Here is a 23,967-nt window from a genome sequence, read left to right on the forward strand (position 1 = left end):
GCGTGGCGAACGGGAGACGGCGCCGGCGCTGCCGGAGCGGGCGCGATGCCACGCGCGCCGCGCCTGCTCCGGGGGACATTCTCAGCGCCGCGTCATGGCGCCGGGCACGTGACCTTCTGGTCGGCGTCGGTGCCGATGCTGACCCGTGCCAGCGACAGCGTGACACCTGCATCGGCGCGCAGCGCGAACGGCGTGCCCAGCTTCGCAGTGTCCGCGCCGGCGCTGCGCAGGCATTTCAGTGGGATGCCCAACCGTGCCCACTGGCCCTGCGGCAGCGCCGCCAGGGCGTCCTGCAAGGGCACGCTGGCCCCGCAACCCTCACCGCATGCAGCCAGGTAGGTGACCATCGCACCCGCACGCAGTGCATCCACGCGAACGGTGGCCACGGCCATCACGTCCCCGTTGGTTTCGCGGGTGAGGTCCAGCGGCATGTTCGCGCGCAGGTCCACCCGCCCCGTGCCGCTGAAGACGAACTGGCGGCCCCCCTCCTGCACCTCGGTGTTGACCGCGGTCATGGCGATCGACCCATCGGAGGTGGTGGCATTGGGATGCACGATATCCATCGCCTCGCCATCGGCCCCGGTCAGCCGCAGCGTCAGCCCCGTCGTGGCCACGCCGCGGTCGAACCAGGTGCTGGTGCGCGCGGCATCGGGATCGATCCCCGGCTCTTCGGAAAGCTTCCGCAGATTGCCCGTGTCCTTGTAGGTCAGGCCGTAGCCGTAGGCGAACTGCGGGCTGTAGCCCTTCTGCCCCACGTTGTTGGCGTACTGGTCGGCGCGCCGCGGCCAGGAGAAGCTGAGCTTTCCCTTGAAATCGTGCTGTGGCTTGCCGTCCTTGCCGCGCAGCAGGACGTCGGCTACGCCGCCGCCTTCCGAGCCGGGCAGCCACGCCGCCACGAACGCGTCGGCCGCATTGATCTCGCGGTTCATCCACAGCGGGCGGCCGCTGATGAACACCGCCACCACCGGGATGCCATCGGCTTTCAGCTTGCGGATGAGCTCCAGGTCGCCCGAGCGGCCGCCCTTGAACATCAGGTCTGGCAGGTCGCCCTGGAACTCGGCGTACGGGTCTTCACCGAACACCACGATCGCCACGTCCGGTCGCTGCGTGTAATTCCCTTTCACGGCAAGCTCAGCCTGTCCACCGGCTCCTTCCACCTGCGCTTTCAGTCCGTCCCAGACGGTCTGCGCGTTGGGGAAGTCTTCGCGGCGCGTGCCATCGCCCTGCCAGGTCAGGGTCCAGCCACCGGTCTGCTGGGTCATGTTGTCCGCGCCACCGCCGGCCACCAGGATACGCTGATCGGCAGCCAGCGGCAGCACGCCGTTCTGGTTCTTCAGCAGCACCAGCGATTCGCGCACCGCCTGCCGGGCCACCGCGCGGTGCGCCGGCGATCCCAGCAGCTCGAACCGGCCGCCGAGTGCGCGCTCGGACGGCTTGGGCTTCTCGAACAGCCCCATGCGGAATTTGGCCAGCAGGATGCGACGCACCGCATCATCCAGGCGCGCCATCGGCAGGGTGCCATCGCGCGCGTGCCGGAGCGTGCTCTCGTACAGGCCCTTCCAGGTATCCGGTGCCATCGCCATGTCCAGGCCGGCCACGAACGTCTGCGCGCAGTCGGTGTTGGTGCAGCCCTTGACCTGGCCATGGCCGTTCCAGTCGCCCACCACGAAACCACCGAAGTCCATGCGCTGCTTCAGCACGTCGGTGAGCAGCGCTTTATGGCCATGCAGCTTTTCGCCGTGGAAACTGTTGAACGAGGCCATCACCGATTGCGCCCCGGCGGCGATCGCCGGCACGTAGCCGGCGGCGTGGATGTCGCGCAGCTGCGCTTCGCTGACGATCGTATCGCCCTGGTCCTTGCCGTTGGCGGTCCCGCCATCGCCCAGGAAATGCTTGACCGTGGTCATCACATGGTGGTCGTCGAGGAAATCCTCCGCGCCCACGCGCCCCTGCAGTCCCTCGACGAAGACGCCGGCAAAGCTCGCCACCAGCGCCGGATCCTCCGAGTACCCCTCGTAGGTGCGGCCCCAGCGATCGTCCTGCGGCACCGCGACCGTCGGCGCGAAGGTCCATTCCATGCCGGTGGTGCGGGTCTCGGCGGCGGTGATGCGCGCGATCTCGCGCAGCAGCTCGGGATTGCGCGTGGCACCCAGGCCGATGTTGTGCGGGAACAGCGTGGCGCCGATGACATTGCTCTGTCCGTGCATCGCGTCGATCCCCCAGATCACGGGGATCGCCTTGCCGCCGCCGCGCGTGTCCATGGAGGCCTCCCAGTACGCGTCGGCCAGGGCCAGCCACTCAGCGGGCGCTGCGTTGTAGCGGCCGCCAGGATCGGATCCACCGCCGGCGAGGATCGATCCCAACCGGTATTTGCGGATGTCCTCGGGCGTGACGCTGGCGATGTCGCCCTGCACGATCTGGCCGACCTTTTCTTCCAGCGTCATGCTCGCCAGCAGACGATCCACGCGCGACTGAAGCGCCGGATCCACCGGCAGCGGCCAATGCGGCTGCGGCCAGTGCGCGGGCACCACGCTGGGCGGAGCACCCTCTGCCGGCTGGGCAATCGCCGCGCCGGACAGGCAGGCAAGCGCGAGGGCGGCAGCGAGCAGCCGACGGTGCGGGCGCGGAACGGAATGCGGGAGGGACGGCAGGCGAGTGGTCATGGGACGCGGACTTCCTTGAATGGCGACGGAACGGACACTGCCCTTGTAAGCGGCACCTGACAACGCTGTCAATTCTGGCCCTGCCCCAAGCCGCCGCGCTGCCGAGAAAGTGCCAAGTCGCTGATACTCCGAGAGATTGTTCGCTGCGCTGCAGCACGAGCTGCGCAGCATGCATGACGCCCCCAGCCGCCGCTCCCTCCTTCGGCAGCGCGCAGCGTGAGTCCTTTTTCACGAAAGACGCCTGCGCCGATGCGCGGGCTTCACAGCGCAACCCTGATTCTCGACCCTACCCCTCCACATGGCTGGCCCGCATGACCCACACTGGCCCCTTCCAGATCATCGACTACCAGGCCGCCTACGATGCAGCGGGGCAGATCACGCGCATCACCGCGCTGACGTTGCAGTGCCAGCGTTGCGAGACAACCTCATCGTCGGGCGAGCGCGAACTGATGCATCTTCCGGGCGGAACGGTCTTCCGTTGCAGCGGCTGCGGCGCCCATCAGGCGGTCAGCAACGCGCGTCTGGCCCACCTTGAAGCGCCCGCCGTGGCGCGCCCGAATCCGTATTCAAGCTGGACATACGCCACGGCATGATGGCCGTGTTCCCGCCCCGTGCAGAAGCCCGCTTCCGGCGGGCTTTTCCGTTGCTGGACATCTGAAAGCGCCCCCGCAGCCTGAGCGTCAGGTCTGAAGTGACGCCCACGTTGAAAGCCCCCGGAGAGGCTCGCCGACGTTGCCGCAAATCCTGGTGTTCAGGCGACGGCGTGTACCGGCACCGCTGCATCCTGCGGCACCCGCGGGCCCTTCCCGGCCGCGCCCTGGCTGACAAAACGTGCAAGTTCCGTATTGGCCACTGCCTGGCTGCTGCTGCAGATCGGGCAGTTGAGAACGCGGGCGCCAATCACGGTGGCCATACCGCGCCCATCGCGGGCAGCAAATGCGTGGTCGCATGCGGTGCAGCGCACGTCCAGTTGATACAGATGCACGATGCGCTGCGAAGCAGGCTCCTGCAGGCAGGCGATATCGAGAATCTCGAAGGTGCCGGTGTTGGGCTTGACGAACGCGCCCCAGCTCTTGCGCCAGTAGGAACTCGGGATCATGGGTCCATCACCTGAAGAAGTGGATCCAGCGTAATGGCGCCACCGTGCAGCGTGGGTGTACGTCTGCGTGCATACGGCGTGGAAACACATGGTTTGCCATCCTCTCGGGCCCTCCCCCGTGCCTGCGCCTTCGATGCGCATTTCCTGGAGCCCTCATCATGCCGCGCCGACCTGCTCATCCACTGCCCGCCCTCCTCGGCTGGCTGCTGCTCTGTTTCGCGGTGGCGGCGCTCGGTGCCGTCGCCTCGGTTTCAGCGAGCAGTTTCTATGCCTCGCTGGTCCAACCGCGTTGGGCGCCGCCAGGGTCGGTGTTCGGCCCCGTCTGGAGTGTTCTCTATGCGCTCATGGCCGTTGCGGCCTGGCGGGTGTGGCGCCGCGGTGGGTGGCGCGCACAGGCCGGCACGCTGTCCATCTTCCTGCTGCAGCTGGCACTCAACGGCCTCTGGAGCTGGCTGTTCTTTGCCTGGCACCAGGGCGCGCTGGCCTTTCTGGATATCGTGGTGCTCTGGGCCACGTTGCTGCTGACGGTCAGGCTGTTCTGGCGGGCCGACCGGCTCGCCGCCGTGCTGATGCTGCCTTACCTGGCCTGGATCACCTTCGCGGCAGCCTTGAACTGGGCGGTCTGGCAGGCCAACCCAGCCGTGCTGGGATGAGCCTCGTGCACCGCCCACCCACGCGAAGCGCAGGGGCGATCACCGGCTGGCGTGAAAGGCGCCTGCAAGCGTGTCGACACGGGGTTGACCCGTTCCGCGCGACTGTGGGGTTCCCAGTCCGGAGACTCCCATGACCAAGATCGTAGACCGCGTCCACACCGACGCCGCAGAAATCGAACGGCTGAAATCGCTGCAGCAGGCCCTCGATGCCGAGCTTGTCGCCGAACTCCACCTGCGCGATGGCCGCGTGCTGGTCGGTACCGTGGTTGAACGTCCTGCGGTACTGCAGATGGTCGATGCCGCAGGCACCGAAGGCACCAACGGCCTGCTGCGTTTCGACCTCGGCGACGGTGGAGTGCATCTGCTCGCGCTGGACGAGGTGGACCACATCGTGCGGGTGGGCTCCAAATGACCACGCCCGATGCCCTGCCGCCCGGCCAGGTGTCTTCCACGGCCCGGATCGAAGGCGATGCCGCGCAGATACTCGAGGCATGGTGTGATCCGGTCGTGCAGGACCATCTGTTCGCCGGAGCGGCCGAACGCGTGCTGGACACTCAGGGCGCGGTGCGATGGCATCTCAACGCGCCGCTCGGCCGCCACCCTGCCGCCACGGTGACCGTTGTCGAACGCATGTCCACTGCGGTGGTGCATGCGATCGAGGGCGACGGCCCGTGGGGCGCCACCAGTCGACTGACCGTGCTGCCGGCAGAGGTGGGCCAGGGGAATGAGGTCACCCTGTGGCTGGAGTATGAAATCGACGGGGTGTTCGCGCGCCTGCTGGCATCGCTGGTCTCGGTGACACCGCAGGCCGCCGCCGACGAAGCGCTGCGGCGCCTGCGCGACTGGGTTCATGCACAGCCTGCGCCGGTCAATTGACCTGTAGCAACGCGCCGGAACGTGCCGGGCAGAGGCTACCCGGCCTCCTCCGCCCACCGCGAAAGATCCTGCTTGACGGTGTTGATGTCCGCCCATGGATCCTTGCGCCGCCGGCGCAGCGTGGCTGGTACATCATGCAGCGTGAATCCATCGGCCGCACTCAGCCTTGAAAGACTGGCCCAGCTCACCGGCATGGCCACCGGCGCACCCGGTCGTCCGCGCAGCGAATAGGACGCCACAGCAGTGGCTCCGCGCCCGTTGCGCATGTAGTCGATGAAGATGCGACCTTTGCGCTGCTCCTTGCTGGCCGTGGCCAGGAAGCGCTTCGGTTCGGACTGGGCCAATGCATCGGCGAAACCCTTGGCGAAACGCCGCGTAACCGACCAGTCGCAGCCGGGGTTCAACGGCACCACCACGTGCAGCCCCTTGCCGCCGGAAACCCGCACGAACGACACCAGGTCGAGCTGCTTCAACAGCCCGCGGATGTCCGTCGCCGCACGCTTGACCTCGGCGAACGTCACCCCCGGGCCCGGGTCCAGATCGAAGACCACGCGGTCGGCGCGTTCGGGGTCCTGCGCATGGCTGCCCCAGGGATGGAACTCCAGCGCATTGAACTGCACCAGTTCCATCACGCTTGCCGCACTGTCCACCACCAGGTAGGGCGCCTCCTCGCCCTCCTCTTCCTTCAGCGGCACCGCGCGGGTCAGCGCAAGTCCGGCCGTGTGGTGTTTCTGGAAGAAACACGGACGGCCCGTCCCGCTGGGGCAGCGGATGATCGAAAGAGGTCGGCCCTGGATCTCGGGCAGCAGGTGGTCCATCACAGCGAGATAATAGTCCCACACCTCCTGCTTGGTGATGCCGTCCTTGGGGAACATCACCTTGTCGGGGCTGGACAACGCGGGCAATGCCCCGCCTGCGCCGACGTCCGCTTCGGAGGCCCCACGCCTATCGCCGCGGTCGCTGTTCTTCAGGTCACTGATCATCTTGTCGTCCCGTATCGCCTTCAACGAGGGCTGCCGCAGCAGGTCATGGCCGCCGATGCCGCGAAAGAACACCTCCACCACGAAACGCGGCGCAAACCAGGTCGCCGCGCGCAGCTCGGGGTCATCCACGTCCACCTGCACGCTCGGGCGTCGCGCACCGCCCTTGGCCAGCCGCGTGGTGACCTCGCGCATCAGGGCATCGCTGAAGCCGGTGCCGACCCGGCCCGCGTAACGCCAGCCGACCGTCGGGTCCGGCCGCGCCAGGAGCAGGGAGCCGAAGCCGGTGCGGCTGCCTTTGGGCGCGGTGTAGCCGACCACCGCGAACTCGTCGCTGGCCAGCTGCTTGGTCTTTCGCCAGTCATCGCTACGGCCGGGCCGGTAGGGAGGGTCCACGCGCTTGGAGATAAGGCCCTCAAAGCCTTGTGCCGCCGCCGCGTCGAACGCAGCCAGGCCGCCCCCCACCACATGGGTGCTCATCGCCAGCGGCGCGGCAACCCCCTCCAGCAGGGCACCCAGCAGCGCCTTGCGCTCCAGCAGCGGCGCGGCGCTGACATCCACCCCCTGCAGATGCAGCAGGTCGAACATCACATACGCCAGGGCACCCTGGCGCTCGCCGGAAAGCGTCGCCTGCAACAGGTTGAAGTCTTCCTTGCGGCCACGGCCGGCAATCAGCTCGCCATCCAGGCACGCCGACTCCAGGCCGAGGGCCTCCAGCGCCGCCCTGACTTCCGGTAGCCGATCGGTCCACTCCAGCGCATTGCGCGACCACAACCGCACCTCCCCCCCGAGGATCGTGGCGAGGATGCGGTAGCCATCCCATTTGATCTCGTGCAGCCAGCCCTCGCCTGCCGGCGGTGCGTCGCCAAGCTTGGCCAGCTGCGGCGCGAAGGCCCCCTCCTGCATCTGCCCCGCCGTCGCTCCGGGCAGCGCCAGGGCCTTGCCGGCCCAGTCCACGCGGCGCCGGCGCCTCGGCGTCGGCGGCGCCTTCAGGCGCCTGCGTGCCGGCTTGCCACTGCCGGCACGCTTGAGGTCCGCGGCCGGCGGCGGTGTCACATCGGCGAGCAGGTCGTCCGCCTCCACGTTCCCGGCATGGGCGTCCTTGTCCTTGAACAGCAGCCACTGCGGCTGGCGCGCCGGCTTGCCTGAGCGCACCAGGTGCCAGCCCCCTTTGAGCTTTTCGCCGAACAGTTCAAAGCGCAGGTGGCCCTTGTCCAGCTGGGCCTGGGCATCGCCTTCGGTCGACCACACGCCGTGGTCGAACTGGGCCACGTGGCCGCCGCCATATTCGCCCTTCGGAATGGCCCCTTCGAAGCCGGCATAGTCCACCGGGTGATCTTCGACCTGCACCGCCATGCGCTTCACCGCCGGGTCGTAACTTGGCCCTTTGGGGACTGCCCAGCTTTTCAACGCATCACCCACCTGAAGGCGGAAATCGTAGTGCCGATGACTGGCGTGATGCAGCTGGACCACGAAGATCGCCCGTTTACCCTTGGCCTGCGCGCGTGCGGGCGCCGGCTCGGCGGTGCGATCGAAGCGGCGTTTGCGGCGGTAGTCGGCAAGGGTCATGGGAAGCGCCTGTGTGCACTGCAACGGACCCGAGCGTGCGTGCGGCCCCGTCGCGCAGCCGTGAATCCGGCGCGAGGGCGCCGTCTTCCGACCATCGCCTCAGTTGCACGCACCTGCCCCTCACACGCCCTAGGCACTGTCGTACACAGAAAAGCGCATAGTGAGGTTAGCCCCCCCCCTCCGCCAGCGGCATCATGCACACGACCCGCAGGTGTCCGAGCAGGATCCCGCCGGCGGTACGTTTCGCTCGCCAGCAAGGACCCGCCATGTCGCTTCGCGCGATCGCCTACACCAGCGAAATCTCTCCCGACCGTACCTCGGCGCACGTCCAGGAACTGACCGAGGCCGCCGCCGCGTTCAATCTGAGCGCCGGTATCACCGGTGTCCTGTTGTTTGATGGCACCCGGTTCCTGCAGTACATCGAGGGGCCCGACGAAGGGCTGGACGCCGCCTATGCACGCATCCGCGGCGCAACCAGCCACCACAGTCTGATGGAACTCGGCCGCGCGCGGATCGGGCGGCGGCATTTTCCGGATTGGAGCATGCACCTGCTTCCGGCCGATCCGGACCAGCTGCGCACGGCGATCCGCAATGACTGGAGCGGGTTCGTCAACCGCAAGTCGGTCCCTGGCGAACGCCTCTATGGCGTGGAGGGCCTGATCAGGCTGGCCAGTGCGCATCCCGGCAGTGCCGCCCTCGCGGACAGCTGAGTGCTGCACCGGCCCACCATGTCCCAGCGACATGAATGATTCACCCGGCGGCTGTTCCAGTCTCACGGGTTGAGACGCTGCACCTATAGCCTTTCCAAATGGAGACCCTTCAGAAACTCGAGATCCTCGCTGATGCCGCCAAGTACGATGCGTCGTGCGCGTCCAGCGGGGCGGGCAAGCGCAACTCGGCGGCCTCCGGTGGCATCGGGAGTACCGAAGGCGCAGGCATCTGCCATAGCTACACCCCGGATGGGCGTTGCGTGTCGCTGTTGAAGATCCTGCTCACGAATTTCTGCATCTACGACTGCGCGTACTGCGTGAACCGGGTGTCCAGCAACGTGCCGCGCGCGCGCTTCCGCGTAGCGGAAGTGGTGGCGCTGACCATGGATTTCTACAAGCGCAACTACATCGAGGGTTTGTTCCTTTCCAGTGGAATCATCCGCAGCGCCGACTACACCATGGAGCACATGGTCGAAGTTGCGCGGCAGCTGCGCGAGGAGCACCGTTTCGGCGGATACATCCACCTCAAGACCATCCCGGAGGCCTCGCCGGAGCTGCTCGCGGCGGCGGGACGCTATGCCGATCGTCTTTCCATCAACATCGAACTGCCGACCGAAGCCGGCCTGGCCGCCTTTGCGCCGGAGAAGACGCTACCCTCCATCCGCGGCGCCATGGGTGAGCTGCGCTGGCGCATCGAAGAGGCCAAGGAAGCGCGCAAGCCGGCGGCGGTACCCGTGCGCAGCGCGACCGCAGCCAGACCCCCGCGCTTCGCGCCGGCCGGCCAGAGCACCCAGATGATCGTCGGCGCGGACGGTGCGAGCGATCGTGACATCCTCACCGCGTCCGACCAGCTGTATGGCAACTACCGCATGCGCCGGGTGTATTACTCAGCCTTCAGCCCGATTCCCGATGCCAGCCGTGCCCTGCCCCTGCAGCCGCCGCCGCTGCAGCGCGAGCACCGGCTGTACCAGGCCGACTGGCTGCTGCGCTTCTACGGCTTCGATGTCGGTGAGATCGCCGATACCACGCAGGACGGCATGCTGGACCTGGAGATCGACCCGAAGATGGGCTGGGCGCTGCGCCATCCGGAGCAGTTCCCGGTGGACCTCAATGTCGCCCCGAAGGAAATGCTGCTGCGCGTGCCCGGGCTCGGCGTGCGCAACGTCAAGCGGCTGCTGATGGCGCGCCGCCATGGCCGCCTGCGCGTGGCCGACGTGGCGCGCCTGCGAGCGCCGATGAGCAAGGTGCTGCCCTTCGTGCAGCTGCTGGACCACCACCCGCGCCGTGCGCTGGATGATCCGGCCACCCTGCGCGCCCGGCTGGCGCCGCCGCCGCGCCAGGGCTCCCTGTTCGGCGAGCTGTATGCCGGCTGAGGCGGCGCGCTGGACGGCGCGCGTGGATCCGTCGTGGTGCAGCGACGCGTGGCGGGCCCAGGCGCGGCTGGCATTGGCCGCCGATGTGCCGCCCGCGCAGCTGGACTGGCAGGAAGGCACCGAGGCGAGCCTGCTCGATGCGCCGGGGCTGGACGCCGCACCCGCGAGCCGGGACGCGGCCACGCTGCGCGTACCGCGCGGCTTCATGGAGCTGGCCGCCACGGTGATCTGCCATCGCGACCGGCAACGCCTGCCCCTGCTGTACCGGCTGCTCTGGCGGATCACCCACGGCGAGCGCGAGGTGCTGTCCAACCCGGCTGACGCCGATGTGGTCCGGGCGATGGCGCTGGCCCAGGCCGTCCGCCGCGACAGTCACAAAATGAAGGCGTTCGTGCGCTTCCGTGCGGTGCCCGGCGAAGACAATGCCTTCATCGCGTGGTTCGAGCCCGAGCATGCGATCGTGGACCGCGTTGCCCCGTTCTTCGTGCGCCGCTTCACCGGCATGCGCTGGGCCATCCTCACTCCGCTGCGCAGTGCATGGTGGGATGGGCAGGCGCTGCGCATGGGCGAAGGGGCCCGCCAGGCCGATGCGCCTCCCGAAGACGCGCAGGAATCGTTGTGGCGCGCGTACTACGCCAACATCTTCAATCCTGCGCGCCTGAACCAGCGGATGATGCGCCAGGAGATGCCGGTGAAATACTGGAAGCATCTGCCCGAGGTAAGCCTGCTGCCCAGCCTGGTGCGCGACGCCGCTGGACGCGTGGAGCAGATGCACCAGCGCCAAGCCCAGGCGCCGCGCCGCAGGATCCCGGACATCGCCCCGCGGCCCGCCGCCGCGCAGGCCACCGCGCCGGCCACAGCGCTCGACAGCGCGCTGCCCCTGGCCGCCGTGCGCGAAGCGGCCGCCGCCTGCCGCCGCTGCCCGCTCTGGGAGCCGGCCACCCAGACCGTGTTCGGTGAAGGCCCGGCGGACGCGCGGGTGATGTTCATCGGCGAACAGCCCGGCGACCAGGAAGATCTCAGCGGGCGCCCGTTCACCGGGCCTGCGGGGCAACTGCTGGACCGTGTGCTGGCCGAGGCCGGCATCCCGCGCCCGGCGCTGTACATGACCAATGCGGTGAAGCATTTCCGCTTCCAGCGCCGGGGCAAATACCGCATCCACCAGCGTCCCGACGAGTCCCACGTGGCCACCTGCCGGTCCTGGCTGGCCGAAGAGATCCAGCGGGTGCGCCCGGAACGCATCGTCTGCCTCGGCGCCACCGCGGCCTCGGCGCTGCTGGGCGCGCGCTTCCGCTTCAGCGAAGGACGCGGGCAGTGGCATACCCTGCATGACCAGACCCCGGCCCTGGTCACCGTGCATCCCTCCTGGGTGCTGCGGCAGGGCGAAGGCGCGGCGCGCGAGGCGGCCTATGCCGTGCTGCTCAAGGACCTGCGCACGCTCGGCGAGGTGTGATCGGCGGCCGCTCCGGCATACTGCGCCGGCAGGGCGTCCACCTGCGCTGCCGTCGACCGCATGCTGTCCCTGCTTGGCCTCTTCCTTGCGGCGCTGATCGCCGCCACCCTGCTGCCCGCCCAGTCCGAAGCCGTGCTCGTGGCCCTGCTGGTGGGCGGCGGCGACCCGGTACTGCTGGTAAGCGTGGCGACCGCCGGCAACGTGCTCGGTGCGCTGATCAACTGGTGGCTCGGACGGCAGGTGCTGCGTTTCCAGCACCACCGCTGGTTCCCGGTGTCCGCGGCGCGCCTGCGGCAGGCACAGGCGGCTTACCGCCGCCATGGCCGCTGGTCGCTGCTGCTGTCCTGGGCGCCGGTGATCGGCGACCCCATCACGCTGGCGGCAGGGGTGATGCGCGAGCCCCTGCGCACGTTCCTGCCGCTGGTGCTGGTGGCCAAGGCCGGTCGTTACGCGGTGCTGGCCGTCGTCACCCTCGGGGTGATGTGACCCCCTGCCGCGCCGTCATTCCGGCGGCGCGTGGACCGTATACCCCCGCTGCCGGAACGCCTCCAGGTAGGCCTCCTCGCCCAGCAGCAGGCGCAGGGGAACGGCGGCGAAGGTGGACGCGTGGGTGTCCAGTGCGGCCGCCGCGCGATCCACCCAGTGCTGGCGCGCACGTTGCGGGAGATCGTTGAACCCGTGCCGGCGCGCGAACGCGCTGTCTTCCAGCGCCACCGTGCAGGCCCGGCGGCCGGCGCGTGCCAGTCGCCGCAGCGCCGCCACGTCACCCAGCGCCCAGGCATTGGCACGCTCGCGCAGCAGCGGCAGCTCGGTCTCCACGATGTCCAAGGTCTCCTGCAGGCAGGCGGTGTCGTCCACGGCGGTGGTGCGCAGGTCCTTCAGCACAGCCCGCACGTCGGGGACATCGACCACCACGCGTGCGTCCTCCGGTGCCAGGCCGCGCGCCTTGTACGCCCGCTGCAGGGTCCGTTGCACGTCGCGGTCGGTGACCAGCGCGTTGCGCTCCAGGAAGGCACCGTACAGCGCGGCCGCCGCAACGATCGGCCGGTCCTGTTCCAGGCCGCGATCGCGTCCGATGTACTGCGACTTGAGCGCCTGCCAGCGGGCGAAGGTCTGCGGTGGCAGCGCCTGGGCCAGGGTGCGCCCCTGCGGATCGCGCTTGGCGCGCAGCGCCGCCGGCAGCAGCGTCAGCCCGCGCAGCACGCCGATCTCCTGCTTCAGGCGCGGGCCCGGCGGCATCAGCAGGTGGTCGGCCGCCGCGATCACCGCCAGGACCTCGGTCGAGGTCCACTCGATCCCCTCCGGCAGCGGCGAGACCGTGCCCAGCAGCCACAGCGTATGCCCCTGCGCGTTGCTGATCTTCCAGAGACCGGGCCCGGGCTGTTCGCCGCGCACCTGCACGGCGGCCAGATCGACCGGCCGGGCCGGCGCCACGGGTGCGGGCATGACGGGGGCCGCCATCAGCGTCCAGGGCAGCATGCCCATCACGACCAGGCCCACCCACCGCGTCCGCATCACCGACAGAGCTGGCCGCTGCATGCCCGTGGGCCGCCCCGCCGCTCGCGCACCGCCGTGCGGCTTCGTGATATCGCACCCCATGCAGACCTAGCTCCATACCGTATTTGTTGACCTGCGGGTCGGGCAGCAACCCGGTGAAGGCACCGCCGCCGTCCGGCCATGCCCGGCCGAAGATAATCGTCGCTGGGCGTGGGCGACAATATGCGGCACCATACACACTGCACGTGGCGTTCATCCTTCCTGCACGAAGATCATCGCCCCGCCTGTCATCGCCCTTCGGGGCCGGCATGGCGCGCTGGGCGCACTTCGTTGACTGAGGCAGAGGAGAAAGCACGCATGACGCTGCAAGGTCACGCTGACATCGCAGGAGACCTTTCCGCGTGCGCGCGCGAACCGATCCACACGCCCGGCGCCATCCAGCCGTATGGACTGGCCCTGGTCCTCGACGGGGAAACGCTCGCCGTGATCGAGCGCGCCGTGTCACGGCCGGCGCTGCTGCAGGCACTGGGTGATCCGCTGGACCAGCCGGTCGAGCGTGCCCTGGGTGGGCTGCTTGAATCGTCCGTGCCGGTGCTGCGCGATCTTGCGCCCGGCAGCGTCGCGTTTCTCGGCTCCTGGCCGCTCGCCAGCTTCGGGCGCCACCACGTGATCGCGCACCGCTGCGGCGGCCATGTCATCGTGGAGCTCGAAGAGCCCGTCGCAGGCGAGCCCGGCTCGCTGGAGGAGCTCTACCCTGCGATCCGGGTCTTCATGGCCGAGATCGAGCAGGCCGCCGACACCACCGCGCTGTGCGCCATCGCGTCACGGCACGTGCGTGAACTGACCGGCTTCGACCGCACGCTGGTCTACCAGTTCGACGCCGAGTGGAACGGTCGCGTGGTCGCCGAGGACCGCAACGACGCCCTGCCCTCGTACCTGGACCTGCGTTTTCCCGAATCGGACATCCCCGCACAGGCGCGCGCGCTGTACGAGCGCAACCGGGTCCGGCTCATCGCGGACAACGATTACCAGCCGGTGCCGCTGCTGCGCAGTGCGGCCCGTGCCGATGCGCCGCCGACCGACCTCAGCCTGTCGGTGCTGCGCAGTGTTTCGCCGGTGCACCTGCAGTACATGCGCAACATGGGCACCGGGTCGTCGATGTCGGTCTCGCTGATGCGCGAGGGCCGCCTGTGGGGCCTGATTTCCTGCCACAGCGCACACCCGCGCCGCGTGCCGTACCACGTGCGCACGGCCTGCGAGTTCGTCGGCCAGATCCTGTCGCTGCAGCTGGCCCTGAAAGAGCGGGCGCTGAGCGTAGAAGAGCGCGTGGCACGCCGGGCCATCCAGATGCAGCTGCTCGGGCGGATGGCCGGTGACACGGACTTCCTGGGCGCCCTCGGTCGCGATCCGGCCCGCCTGATGGCGCTCACTGACGCCACTGGCGTGGCCATCGTGCACCGTGGCGATGGCCTGTTCCTCGGCGACTGCCCGACCCGCAACGACGTGCTGGCACTGGTGGACTGGCTCGCCCAACGTGGCGGCGAAGATATTTTCTGCACCGATTCGCTGCCGTCACTGTGGTCCGGTGGCTCGGCCATCGCCGACCGCGCCAGCGGCGTGCTGGCGGTGTCGGTGTCCCAGCTGCACGACAGCTATGTCATCTGGTTCCGCGCCGAAGTGGTCCGGACGGTGCGCTGGGGCGGCATGCCAGCCAAGCAGGTGGACAACGGCGTGCTGTCGCCCCGCGCCTCCTTCGAGGCCTGGAAGGAAACGGTGGTCGAACAGTCGCTGCCGTGGAGCGATGTAGACCGCGAGGCCGCGCTGGAGCTGCGCGTGGCCATCGTCGACATCGTGCTGCGCAAGGCCGAAGAGCTGGCCGAGCTGAACGAACAGCTGATGCGCAGCAACAAGGAACTCGAAGCGTTTTCCTATTCGGTCAGCCATGACCTGCGCGCGCCCTTCCGCCACATCGTCGGCTATGCCGAACTGCTCAACAGCTCTGCGGGCGAGCGCATGGACGCCACCGAGAAGCGCTTCCTCGATACCATCGTGGAGTCGGCCAAGTCCGCCGGCACGCTGGTGGATGACCTGCTGAGCTTCTCGCAGATGGGCCGCTCCACGATGGGCCGCTCCAAGGTCGACATGTCCGCGCTGGCGCTGGACGTGCGCCAGAAGCTGGACATGGAGTACGAGGGCCGCAGCATCGATTGGCACATCCCGCCCCTGCCGCACGTCGAGGGCGACCCGGCCATGCTGCGGCTGGTGTGGCAGAACCTGATCGGCAATGCGATCAAATTCACCCGTGACCGCCCATCGCCGCGCATCGAGATCGGGTATCGGCGCGAGGACGGGGAAGACATCTTCTTCGTCCGCGACAACGGCTGCGGCTTCGACATGCGCTATGTGGACAAGCTGTTCGGCGTGTTCCAGCGCCTGCACCACGCCGATGAATTCGAAGGAACCGGCATCGGGCTGGCCAACGTGCGCCGCATCATCGGCCGCCACGGCGGCCGCACCTGGGCCGAGGGGGCGCTCGGGGCGGGCGCCACCCTTTATTTCTCCCTGCCCCATTCTGCCGGAGCCGTTTCATGAGGGACCTGCGACCCATCCTCCTCGTCGAGGACAATCCCAAGGATGCAGAGCTGACGATGGCCGCGCTGGCACGCTGCCAGCTGCTCAACGAAGTCACCCACGTGCGTGATGGCGCCGAAGCGCTCGATTATCTGCGCTGCGAAGGCAAGTATGCCGGCGACAACCACGGCGGGCCCGTGGTGGTGCTGCTCGACCTCAAGCTGCCCAAGCTCAACGGCCTGGAAGTGCTGGAGCTGATCCGCCGCGATCCGGCACTGCGCAGCACGCCGGTGGTGATGCTGACCTCCTCGCGCGAGGAGCAGGACCTGGCCAGCAGCTACGAACTCGGCGTGAACGCGTTCGTGGTCAAGCCTGTGGACTTCAAGGAATTCTTCGAGGCCATCCAGGGCCTGGGCATGTTCTGGGGCCTCACCAACCAGCCACCGCCGCCGCGCAGCATCGACCGCGGTGCCCATGGCGCAGGCTGACGTGGGCGTAGTGCCGCCGATCCGCATCCTGATGCTGGAAGACAGTGCGCTGGATGCGGAGCTGATCCTGGCGCAGCTCACGCGTGCGCGCCTGGATTTCGTGCACGAGCGGGTCTGGCAGCGCGGGGCGTTCATCGAGGCGGTGCAGGCGCGCCGTCACGATGTGATCCTCGCCGATCATGTCCTGCCGGGGTTCGACGGTGATTCGGCGCTGGTGATCGCGCACGCCATCGCACCCGAAGTGCCCTTCATCTTCGTGTCGGGCACGCTGACCGAGGAACTTGCGGTGCAGGCGTTGACCCGCGGCGCGCGCGACTACGTGGTCAAGCAGCGCCTGCAGCGCCTGCCCGACGCGATCCTGCGCGCCGTACGCGAGGATGCCGAGCGCAACCGTCGCGTGGAAGTGGAGACGGAACTGAAGCGGGCCGGCGCGCAGCTGCAGCTGATCACGCATGCGCTGCCTGCGTTGATCGCCCACTTCGGCCCGGACCACCGTTACCGCTTCGCCAATGCCGCGCACGAGGACTGGTTCGGCCTGTCGCCTGGCGACATGGCGGGACACCCCATGGCCAGCGCCGTGGGCGAAGCGGCGTTCGCCGAACTGGTGCCCCACCTCCAAGCCCTGCTCGGTGGCGAGCGCGTGCGTTTCCAGGCCGCCTTGCCGCATCGCGATGGCACATCGCACTTCGTGCAGATGGACGGTGTACCCGAGCAGGAGGCCGATGGCAGCGTCATCGGGTATTTCATCCTGGCCCGTGACATCAGCGACCTGAAGGACGCGGAGAACGCGCTTCGGGACAGCAATACATCGCTGCAGCGGCTGGTGCAGCAGCGCACCGCCGAACTCAAGCGCAGCGAAGGCCGCCTGCTGACGATCTTCGAATCCAGTTTCCAGCACCAGATCCTGCTGTCGCCGGACGGGGTGGTGATCGACGCCAACGTGGCCTCGCTCGCGGCCGTGCTGGCCAGCAAGGAGCAGGTCAGCGGACGCCTGTTCGCCGACTCGGTATGGTTTTCAGCCACGCCGGAGGCAGGGGCGCGGGTGCGCGCCGCCCTGGATGCGGCCGCCGCTGGCGACGCCTCGGGGCACGAGCTGGAACTGAACCTGCCGACCGGGCTGCGCAGCTTCGAATTCTCGTTCCGGCCGCTGCTCGACCCTACCGGCAGTGTCACCGCCATCGTGGCCGAGGCCGTTGAAACCACCGCACGCCGGCAGGCGGAGGACGCCCTGCGCCAATCGCAGAAGATCGAGGCGATCGGCCAGCTCACCGGCGGCATCGCGCATGATTTCAACAACATCCTGACCGTCATCGCCGGCAACGTGGAGCACGCCATGCTGCTCAACGAGCGGCTGGGAGATCAGGCTGCCGCGCCGGCGCGCGCGCTCGACAACGCGCTCAAGGGGGTGATGCGCGCGGCGAGCCTGACCCAGCGCCTGCTCGCCTTCGCCCGGCGGCAGCCGCTGAAGAACGAGGCGGTGGACCTCTCCGTTCGCGTGGCCGCGATGCAGGACATGCTGCAGCGCACGCTGGGCGAGCTGGTGCAGCTGGAACTGCATGCCGCAGCGGATGTGTGGTGCGTCGAGCTGGACCCGGCGCAGCTGGAAGCCTCGGTGCTCAACCTCGCCGTGAACGCACGCGATGCGATGCCCGAAGGCGGCCAGCTGGTCATCGAGGTGGGCAACGTGCACCTGGATGCAGACCAGGCCGCGCAGTACCGCGATGTACCGGCCGGGGAGTACGCAATCCTGCGGGTGCGCGACACCGGCCAGGGCATGGACAGCGCCACGCTGGAGCGGGTCTTCGAGCCGTTCTTCACCACCAAGGAGGTGGGTCGCGGGACCGGGCTCGGCCTGCCGATGGTGTATGGCTTCGTCAAGCAGTCGGGGGGGCAGGTGCTGGTGGAGTCCAGTCCCGGCAATGGCACCCTGGTGACCATCCTGTTCCCGCGCTCCCTGCTGCCGCTGCCGGAGGCACGCCAGGTGGACAGCGCCTTGATGGGAAGCCTCGAGGGACGGAACGAGAACATCCTGGTGGCCGAGGACAACGACGATGTGCGCGCGTACACGGTGGAGTCCCTGCGCCAGCTCGGCTATCGGGTGCTGGAAGCCCACGATGGCCCCTCCGCCCTGCGCCTGCTCGACCGCCCGGATGTGCATGTGGACCTGCTGTTCTCGGACGTGGTGATGCCTGGCATGTCGGGCTGGGAGCTGGCCCGGCAGGTCCGGCTGCGCAATACGCAGATGCGGATCCTGTTCACCTCGGGCTATCCGCGCGATCTCGGCATGAAGGGCAATCCGGGCGCCAACGTCGCGCTGCTGGCGAAGCCGTTCACGCGCAGTGACCTCGGGCGGGCCGTCCGCGCTGCGCTCGAAGGCCCGTCCACGGCAGGTTGACGGCGGGCGTTGCGGCCGTCCTGCGGGCTGGCCGGGCAGGCGTGGCCGGGCCGCGGTTCACCGTATGACGACCCGGCCTTGGGGATGATTCCCGGCAGTGTCGCGCGGGGCGGAAACGCCTTCCCCGTCGGCCCACCCGCCAGCCAGGCCCGATTCGCCAGCGAGGAACCCATGTCCCAGCCCTCCCCCCTCAACCTGACCCGCCGCGAGATGCTCAAGCTCGGCGCCGGCTCGGCCACCACCCTGGCCGCGCCGACCGCCCTCGGCGCTGTCCAGCCCGGTGATCCCGCCCGTGCACCGGTGATGGCCGACATCCGCCTCACGGTGAACGGTACCTCGCATGTGCTGAAGCTGGACACGCGTGTCACCCTGCTCGATGCGCTGCGTGAGCACCTGCACCTCACTGGCACCAAGAAGGGATGCGATCATGGCCAGTGCGGCGCCTGTACCGTGCTGCTCGATGGGCGCCGCATCAACGCCTGCCTGTCGCTGGCCGTGATGCACGATGGCGCCGAAATCACCACCATCGAAGGCCTGGGCACGCCCGACGCCCTGCACCCGATGCAGGCCGCGTTCGTGCGCCATGACGGCTTCCAGTGCGGCTATTGCACGCCCGGCCAGATCTGCTCCGCCGTCGGCGTTCTGAAGGAGATCGCCGACGGCCATCCCAGCCACGTCAGCGCCTCGCTGGACGGCCCGGTGCAGCCGAGCGACGAGGAGATCCGCGAGCGCATGAGTGGCAATCTGTGCCGCTGCGGTGCCTACTCCAACATCATCGAGGCGATCCAGGACGCACGGGGGAGCCGCGCATGAGGGCCTTCTCCTATGAACGCGCCGCGTCGCCGGCGCAGGCCGCCGCCGCCGCCGCACGCACCCCGGGCGCGAAGTTCATCGGCGGCGGCACCAACCTGCTCGACCTGATGAAACTGGACATCGAAACACCGATGCACCTGATCGATGTCAACGGTCTGGCGCTGGACCGTATCGACGAACTGCCCGATGGCGGCCTGCGCATCGGCGCACTGGTTCGCAATTCGGATCTCGCGGCCGATGCACGCGTGCGCCGTGATTACGCGGTCCTCAGCCGCGCCCTGCTGGCCGGTGCGTCCGGCCAGCTGCGCAACAAGGCCACCACCGCAGGCAACCTGCTGCAACGCACGCGGTGCCCGTACTTCTACGACACCGCCCAGCCCTGCAACAAGCGTCTGCCGGGAAGTGGCTGCGCCGCGATCGGCGGCGTGGACCGGCAGCTGGCCATCGTCGGCACCAGTGCGGCCTGCATCGCCACCCACCCCAGCGACATGGCGGTGGCGATGAGGGTTCTCGACGCTGTGGTGGAAACCGTGCGCAGCGATGGCGCCACACGCCGGATCGCGCTGGCGTCCTTCTATCCGGCGCCGGGCAGCACGCCACACATCGAGAGCGTACTGGAGCGCGGGGAGCTGATCACCGCCGTGCACCTGCCGGCGCCGGTGGGCGGCACGCAGCTCTACCGCAAGGTCCGTGACCGGGCGTCCTACGCCTTCGCGCTGGTCTCGGTGGCGGCGATCATCCAGCCCGACGGCACCGGACGCGTTGCACTGGGCGGTGTAGCCCACAAGCCCTGGCGCACCCCGGAAGCGGATGCCGCCCTCCCGCAGGGCGCGGCCGCCGTGATGCAGCGCCTGCTCGACGGTGCTGCCAGCCACGGCCAGAACGCGTTCAAGCGCGTGCTCGCCGAGCGCACGCTGGCCGCCGTACTGCAGGAGGCCGCCGCCCGGCCCGCCGCCCCAGGCTCGACAAGGAGCGCATCATGAAGTTCACCACGCCGGCAGGCCCCAACCCGATCGACCGCCAGCGCGTGGTCGGCAAGCCGCACACGCGCATCGACGGTCCGCTCAAGACCACAGGACGCGCGCATTACGCTTACGAATGGCACGACGTGGTGGAGGGCGTGGCCTACGGTTGCGTCGTAGGCGCAGGGATCGCCAAGGGGCGCGTGCAGTCGATGGACCTGGACGCCGCGCGGCGCTCGCCGGGGGTGATCACGATTGTCACGGCGGAAAACGCCGGCACGCTGAAGACCTCGCCGCGCAACACCGCCGCACTGCTGGGCGGGCCGGAGATCGAGCACTACCACCAGGCGCTCGCGCTGGTGGTGGCCGAGACGTTCGAGCAGGCGCGCGCGGCCGCCGAGCGTGTCCGCATCCGCTATGCCCCGGCCAAGGGCGCCTTCGACCTGCAGGCCGAGCATGATCGAAAGGCGCCGCTGCAGGACACCGATCCGGACGTGCGCGTGGGTGACTTCGAAGGAGCCTTCGCCAAGGCGCCGGTGCAGCTCGACCAGACCTATCACACGCCGGACCAGTCCCACGCGATGATGGAACCGCACGCCACGCTGGCGGCGTGGCAGGGCGATCAGCTGACGGTCTGGACCTCCAACCAGATGATCGCCTGGGGCCGCAAGGACCTGGCCACCACGCTGGGCATCGGCGAGGACAAGGTCAGGCTGGTCTCGCCGTACATCGGCGGTGGCTTCGGCGGCAAGCTGTTCATCCGCTCGGACGTGGTGCTCGCCGCGCTTGGCGCCCGCGCGGCCAAGCGCCCGGTCAAGGTGGCGCTGGCCCGGCCCCTGATCGCCAACAACACCACGCACCGCCCTGCAACGCTGCAGCGCGTTAGGCTCGGTGCAAGGGCCGATGGCACGCTGACCGCGATCGGTCATGAATCCTGGTCGGGCAACCTGCCCGGCGGCTCGCCGGAAGAGGCGGTGCAGCAGACCCAGCTGCTCTACGCAGGAGCGAACCGCCTGACCGGCCTGCGCCTGGCAACACTGGACCTGCCGGAAGGCAACGCGATGCGCGCGCCGGGCGAAGCGCCGGGCCTGATGGTGCTGGAGATCGCCATCGACGAACTGGCCGAGAAGCTTGGCATGGACCCGGTCGAGCTGCGTATCCGCAATGACACCCAGGTCGATCCGGCCAAGCCCGAGCGCCCCTTCTCGCAGCGGCAGCTGGTGACCTGCCTGCGCGAGGGCGCCAGGCGCTTCAACTGGGCGCAGCGTGCCACCACGCCGGCGACGCGCCGCGAGGGCCGCTGGCTGATCGGCATGGGTGTGGCGGCAGGCTTCCGCAACAACCTGGTGATGACCTCCGGCGCGCGCGTGCGGCTCAAGCCTGACGGCACGCTGCTGGTGCAGACCGACATGACCGACATCGGCACCGGCAGCTACACCATCCTTGCGCAGACGGCCGCCGAAATGCTCGGCCTGCCGCTGGACAAGGTCAGCGTGGAACTGGGCGATTCGCTGTTCCCGGCCTCGGCCGGTTCGGGCGGTCAGTGGGGCGCCAACAGCGCGACGGCCGGTGTGTATGCGGCCTGCGTGAAGCTGCGTGAACAGGTGGCGGGCACGCTTGGACTCGACCCGGAGACCGCCGAGTTCACGGATGGCCACGTGGTCGCCGGTGGCCGCAGCGTGGCGCTGCACGAGGCCACGCGGGGTGGCGAACTGGTCGGCGAAGACAAGATCGAGTTCGCCGAACTGCAGGAGAAATACCAGCAGTCCACGTTCGCCGCGCACTTCGTTGAGGTAGCCGTGGACGTGGCCACCGGTGAATCCCGCATCCGGCGCATGCTCGCCGTGTGCGCTGCCGGCAGGATCCTCAATCCGATCACGGCGCGCAGCCAGGTGATCGGTGCGATGACCATGGGCATCGGCGGCGCGCTGTGCGAGGAACTGGCCGTCGACCCGCGCCTGGGCTTCTTCGTCAACCACGACCTGGCCGGCTACGAAGTGCCGGTGCATGCCGATGTGCCGCACCAGGAGGTGGTGTTCCTCGACGAAGCCGATGCGGTGTCCTCGCCCATGAAGGCCAAGGGGGTGGGTGAGCTCGGGCTGTGCGGTGTGAGCGCCGCCATTGCCAACGCGATCTACAACGCCACCGGTGTGCGCGTGCGCGAGTATCCGGTCACGCTGGACAAGCTGCTGCACGGATTGCCCGCGCTCGGTTGATGGACATTCCCGTACCTCGCCCACTGGAGGTCCAGGACGGCAATGTCCGCAGCGTCGTGCAGCAGATGGTTCCGCTGCTGCACGCTCCCGCCGGCAGCACGCTGGCCCTGGTGCTGGAGACCGAGGGCTCCACTTACGCCCGCGTTGGAACGCCGGTTCTGTTCACGCCCGCCGGTCACCACGGGTGGATCAGCGGGGGGTGCCTCGAACCGGAGATCGAGCGGCGTGCGCTGCAGGTTGCCGGGGAACAGCGCATGGACTGGATGGAGATCGACACGCGCGATGATGCGGCGTTGTTCTCGGGCAGTGCGGTCGGTTGCCGCGGAGCCCAGCGCCTGGTGCTGATGCCGCTGGCCGCGCTGGCGCCGATGGGCGGGTTGTTCAATCGCTGGCTGCAGCATCCGGTGCGGCTGCTGTGGGACCTGCATGCCGACGGGCGCGTGGCGCTGCGCTGTGGTCCGGACCACGCCGAGCTGCAGCTCCTTGCGCACTCCCCCGGATGGGTAAGCCCCCGTGTGCACTGGTCGCTGCCATGGCAGCGCGCTCCGCGCGTCCACCTGCTGGGCGCCGGGCCGGAGGCCGATCCCCTGCTGCCGATGCTGCAGGGACTGGGCTGGCATGTCGAGGTGCATGAGCCGCGCGCGGCGTGGCGGGAGCGGGCGCGGATCGCCGCCGCCGTGCGTGCGCCGGAGGGCGCCGTGCCGTCCGACGCGTCCGTGCCCGATGCGGTGCTGGTGATGCATCATGCCTTCGAGCTCGATCTGCAGGCCCTGGACGCACTGGCCGACGCGCCCGTGCGCTTCATCGGGCTGCTGGGGCCGGTGCGTCGTCGCGACGATCTGCTCTCGCTGCTGCCCGCCGACAAGGTCGCGGCACTGATGCCGCGCCTGCGTTCCCCGATCGGCCTGGCACTGGGCGGCCGCGGCCCGGACGCCATCGCGCTGAGCATCGCCGCGCAGTTGCAGGCGTGGCGTCACGGAACGGAGCAGCACCGGCGGTGAGCTCGCAGCACGTAGCGATCGTGCTTGCGGCCGGTGGCAGTCGGCGCCTGGGACAGCCCAAGCAACTTCTGCAGCGCAATGGCGAGACCCTGCTGCACCGTGCAGCGCGGTGCGCCGCACGGACATGCCCTGCCCTGCTGATTGTGCTACTGCCGCCAGGCGGCCAGCAGTGGCACACGCTGCTCGAGGACATCGACCATCGGCCTCTGGTCAACACGGCGGCCAGCAGTGGCATGGCAAGCAGCCTGCAGCTGGCCGCCGCCCATGTGGACGCCCAGGCGCCCGTGCTGATCCTGGGCTGCGACCAGCCGGCGCTTGATGCGCCTCATCTGCATGCGTTGCTGGCAGGTGCTCGGGCCTCGATCAGCGGCTGTGCGGCGACACGCATCGAAGGGCAGCCCTCGATGCCCGCCGTGGTCCCGGGCGAATGGTTCATCGGGCTCGGCCGCTCCCCGTCCGGCGATGCCGGCCGCGCGGGGCGTCACGATGAGGGGTTCCGCCAGCGCCTGCGTGCGCTGCCGGCGCCCCACCTGCACCTGCTCGACGATCCCGCGCTGGCGCTGGACATCGACACGCCGGCAGACCTGGCGCACGCCCGGGAACGCGGCCTGATCGACCCCTAGACGGGAAGCCGCTGGTGCCGCTGGG

20 protein-coding genes are annotated in these 23,967 nt (G+C 69.1%); 16 read left to right on the plus strand and 4 right to left on the minus strand.

Annotation, left to right across the window (positions count from 1 at the left end):
• Positions 1-92: 92 nt before the first annotated feature.
• On the minus strand, positions 93-2,663 hold the full coding sequence (locus FHY09_RS12115; RefSeq protein WP_166927131.1) for a glycoside hydrolase family 3 protein: 2,571 nt from the start codon (positions 2,661-2,663) through the stop codon (positions 93-95).
• A gap of 173 nt (positions 2,664-2,836) precedes the next feature.
• On the opposite strand from FHY09_RS12115, the gene FHY09_RS16435 reads away from it, so the two are divergent.
• The gene (locus FHY09_RS16435) at positions 2,837-3,256 is read left to right on the plus strand and encodes a hypothetical protein (protein WP_456362799.1); all 420 of its coding nucleotides are present in this window, start codon (positions 2,837-2,839) and stop codon (positions 3,254-3,256) included.
• A gap of 158 nt (positions 3,257-3,414) precedes the next feature.
• Here FHY09_RS16435 and FHY09_RS12125 read toward each other — a convergent pair whose 3' ends face one another.
• Positions 3,415-3,762 (minus strand): hypothetical protein, encoded by a 348-nt coding sequence (locus tag FHY09_RS12125; RefSeq protein ID WP_166927132.1) that lies wholly within the window; start codon positions 3,760-3,762, stop codon positions 3,415-3,417.
• Between the two features lie 158 nt (positions 3,763-3,920).
• Here FHY09_RS12125 and FHY09_RS12130 point away from each other — a divergent pair, with 158 nt between their 5' ends.
• From FHY09_RS12130 to FHY09_RS12140, 3 genes are all read left to right on the plus strand, one after another.
• Positions 3,921-4,415 (plus strand): TspO/MBR family protein, encoded by a 495-nt coding sequence (locus FHY09_RS12130; protein WP_166927133.1) that lies wholly within the window; start codon positions 3,921-3,923, stop codon positions 4,413-4,415.
• 130 nt (positions 4,416-4,545) lie between these two features.
• Positions 4,546-4,827 carry a DUF3247 family protein gene (locus FHY09_RS12135; RefSeq protein ID WP_166927134.1) on the plus strand — a complete coding sequence of 94 codons (282 nt, stop codon included), beginning with the start codon at positions 4,546-4,548 and terminating at the stop codon, positions 4,825-4,827.
• Positions 4,824-5,291, plus strand: coding sequence for a hypothetical protein (locus FHY09_RS12140; protein WP_166927135.1), 468 nt, complete (start codon positions 4,824-4,826; stop codon positions 5,289-5,291). The genes FHY09_RS12135 and FHY09_RS12140 overlap by 4 nt, the downstream gene beginning before the upstream one ends.
• 35 nt (positions 5,292-5,326) lie before the next feature.
• On the opposite strand, the gene ligD is transcribed toward FHY09_RS12140, so the two are convergent.
• The gene (gene ligD, locus FHY09_RS12145) at positions 5,327-7,840 is read right to left on the minus strand and encodes a DNA ligase D (protein ID WP_166927136.1); all 2,514 of its coding nucleotides are present in this window, start codon (positions 7,838-7,840) and stop codon (positions 5,327-5,329) included.
• Positions 7,841-8,106: 266 nt separating this feature from the next.
• Between ligD and FHY09_RS12150 the strand changes: the two genes are divergently transcribed.
• The 4 genes from FHY09_RS12150 (at position 8,107) to FHY09_RS12165 (ending at position 11,862) form a co-directional block, all read left to right on the plus strand.
• On the plus strand, positions 8,107-8,550 hold the full coding sequence (locus FHY09_RS12150) for a BLUF domain-containing protein (protein WP_166927137.1): 444 nt from the start codon (positions 8,107-8,109) through the stop codon (positions 8,548-8,550).
• A 98-nt stretch (positions 8,551-8,648) separates the two neighbouring features.
• Positions 8,649-9,923, plus strand: coding sequence for a putative DNA modification/repair radical SAM protein (locus tag FHY09_RS12155; protein ID WP_166927138.1), 1,275 nt, complete (start codon positions 8,649-8,651; stop codon positions 9,921-9,923).
• Positions 9,913-11,376, plus strand: coding sequence for a UdgX family uracil-DNA binding protein (locus FHY09_RS12160; RefSeq protein WP_166927139.1), 1,464 nt, complete (start codon positions 9,913-9,915; stop codon positions 11,374-11,376). The genes FHY09_RS12155 and FHY09_RS12160 overlap by 11 nt, the downstream gene beginning before the upstream one ends.
• 63 nt (positions 11,377-11,439) lie before the next feature.
• Positions 11,440-11,862 (plus strand): YqaA family protein, encoded by a 423-nt coding sequence (locus FHY09_RS12165; RefSeq protein WP_166927225.1) that lies wholly within the window; start codon positions 11,440-11,442, stop codon positions 11,860-11,862.
• A 15-nt stretch (positions 11,863-11,877) separates the two neighbouring features.
• On the opposite strand, the gene FHY09_RS12170 is transcribed toward FHY09_RS12165, so the two are convergent.
• Positions 11,878-12,915 (minus strand): TraB/GumN family protein, encoded by a 1,038-nt coding sequence (locus FHY09_RS12170; RefSeq protein ID WP_166927140.1) that lies wholly within the window; start codon positions 12,913-12,915, stop codon positions 11,878-11,880.
• 315 nt (positions 12,916-13,230) lie between these two features.
• On the opposite strand from FHY09_RS12170, the gene FHY09_RS12175 reads away from it, so the two are divergent.
• From FHY09_RS12175 to FHY09_RS12210, 8 genes are all read left to right on the plus strand, one after another.
• Positions 13,231-15,465, plus strand: a complete 2,235-nt coding sequence (locus FHY09_RS12175) for an ATP-binding protein (RefSeq protein WP_166927141.1) — start codon at positions 13,231-13,233, stop codon at positions 15,463-15,465.
• Positions 15,462-15,932 carry a response regulator gene (locus tag FHY09_RS12180; protein ID WP_166927142.1) on the plus strand — a complete coding sequence of 157 codons (471 nt, stop codon included), beginning with the start codon at positions 15,462-15,464 and terminating at the stop codon, positions 15,930-15,932. Before FHY09_RS12175 ends, FHY09_RS12180 begins: the two co-directional genes overlap by 4 nt.
• A complete protein-coding gene (locus FHY09_RS12185) occupies positions 15,919-18,327 on the plus strand; it encodes a hybrid sensor histidine kinase/response regulator (protein ID WP_166927143.1) in 2,409 nt (802 codons plus the stop codon). Before FHY09_RS12180 ends, FHY09_RS12185 begins: the two co-directional genes overlap by 14 nt.
• Before the next feature lie 171 nt (positions 18,328-18,498).
• Positions 18,499-19,140 (plus strand): aldehyde dehydrogenase iron-sulfur subunit PaoA, encoded by a 642-nt coding sequence (paoA, locus tag FHY09_RS12190; protein WP_166927144.1) that lies wholly within the window; start codon positions 18,499-18,501, stop codon positions 19,138-19,140.
• Positions 19,137-20,123, plus strand: a complete 987-nt coding sequence (locus FHY09_RS12195) for an FAD binding domain-containing protein (RefSeq protein WP_166927145.1) — start codon at positions 19,137-19,139, stop codon at positions 20,121-20,123. The genes paoA and FHY09_RS12195 overlap by 4 nt, the downstream gene beginning before the upstream one ends.
• Positions 20,120-22,318 (plus strand): aldehyde oxidoreductase molybdenum-binding subunit PaoC, encoded by a 2,199-nt coding sequence (gene paoC, locus FHY09_RS12200; RefSeq protein WP_166927146.1) that lies wholly within the window; start codon positions 20,120-20,122, stop codon positions 22,316-22,318. The genes FHY09_RS12195 and paoC overlap by 4 nt, the downstream gene beginning before the upstream one ends.
• Positions 22,318-23,319, plus strand: coding sequence for an XdhC/CoxI family protein (locus FHY09_RS12205; protein WP_166927147.1), 1,002 nt, complete (start codon positions 22,318-22,320; stop codon positions 23,317-23,319). The genes paoC and FHY09_RS12205 overlap by 1 nt, the downstream gene beginning before the upstream one ends.
• Positions 23,316-23,942 (plus strand): nucleotidyltransferase family protein, encoded by a 627-nt coding sequence (locus tag FHY09_RS12210; protein ID WP_456362800.1) that lies wholly within the window; start codon positions 23,316-23,318, stop codon positions 23,940-23,942. Before FHY09_RS12205 ends, FHY09_RS12210 begins: the two co-directional genes overlap by 4 nt.
• Positions 23,943-23,967: the final 25 nt, after the last annotated feature.

This window comes from Xanthomonas sp. 60 (genome assembly GCF_011761925.1).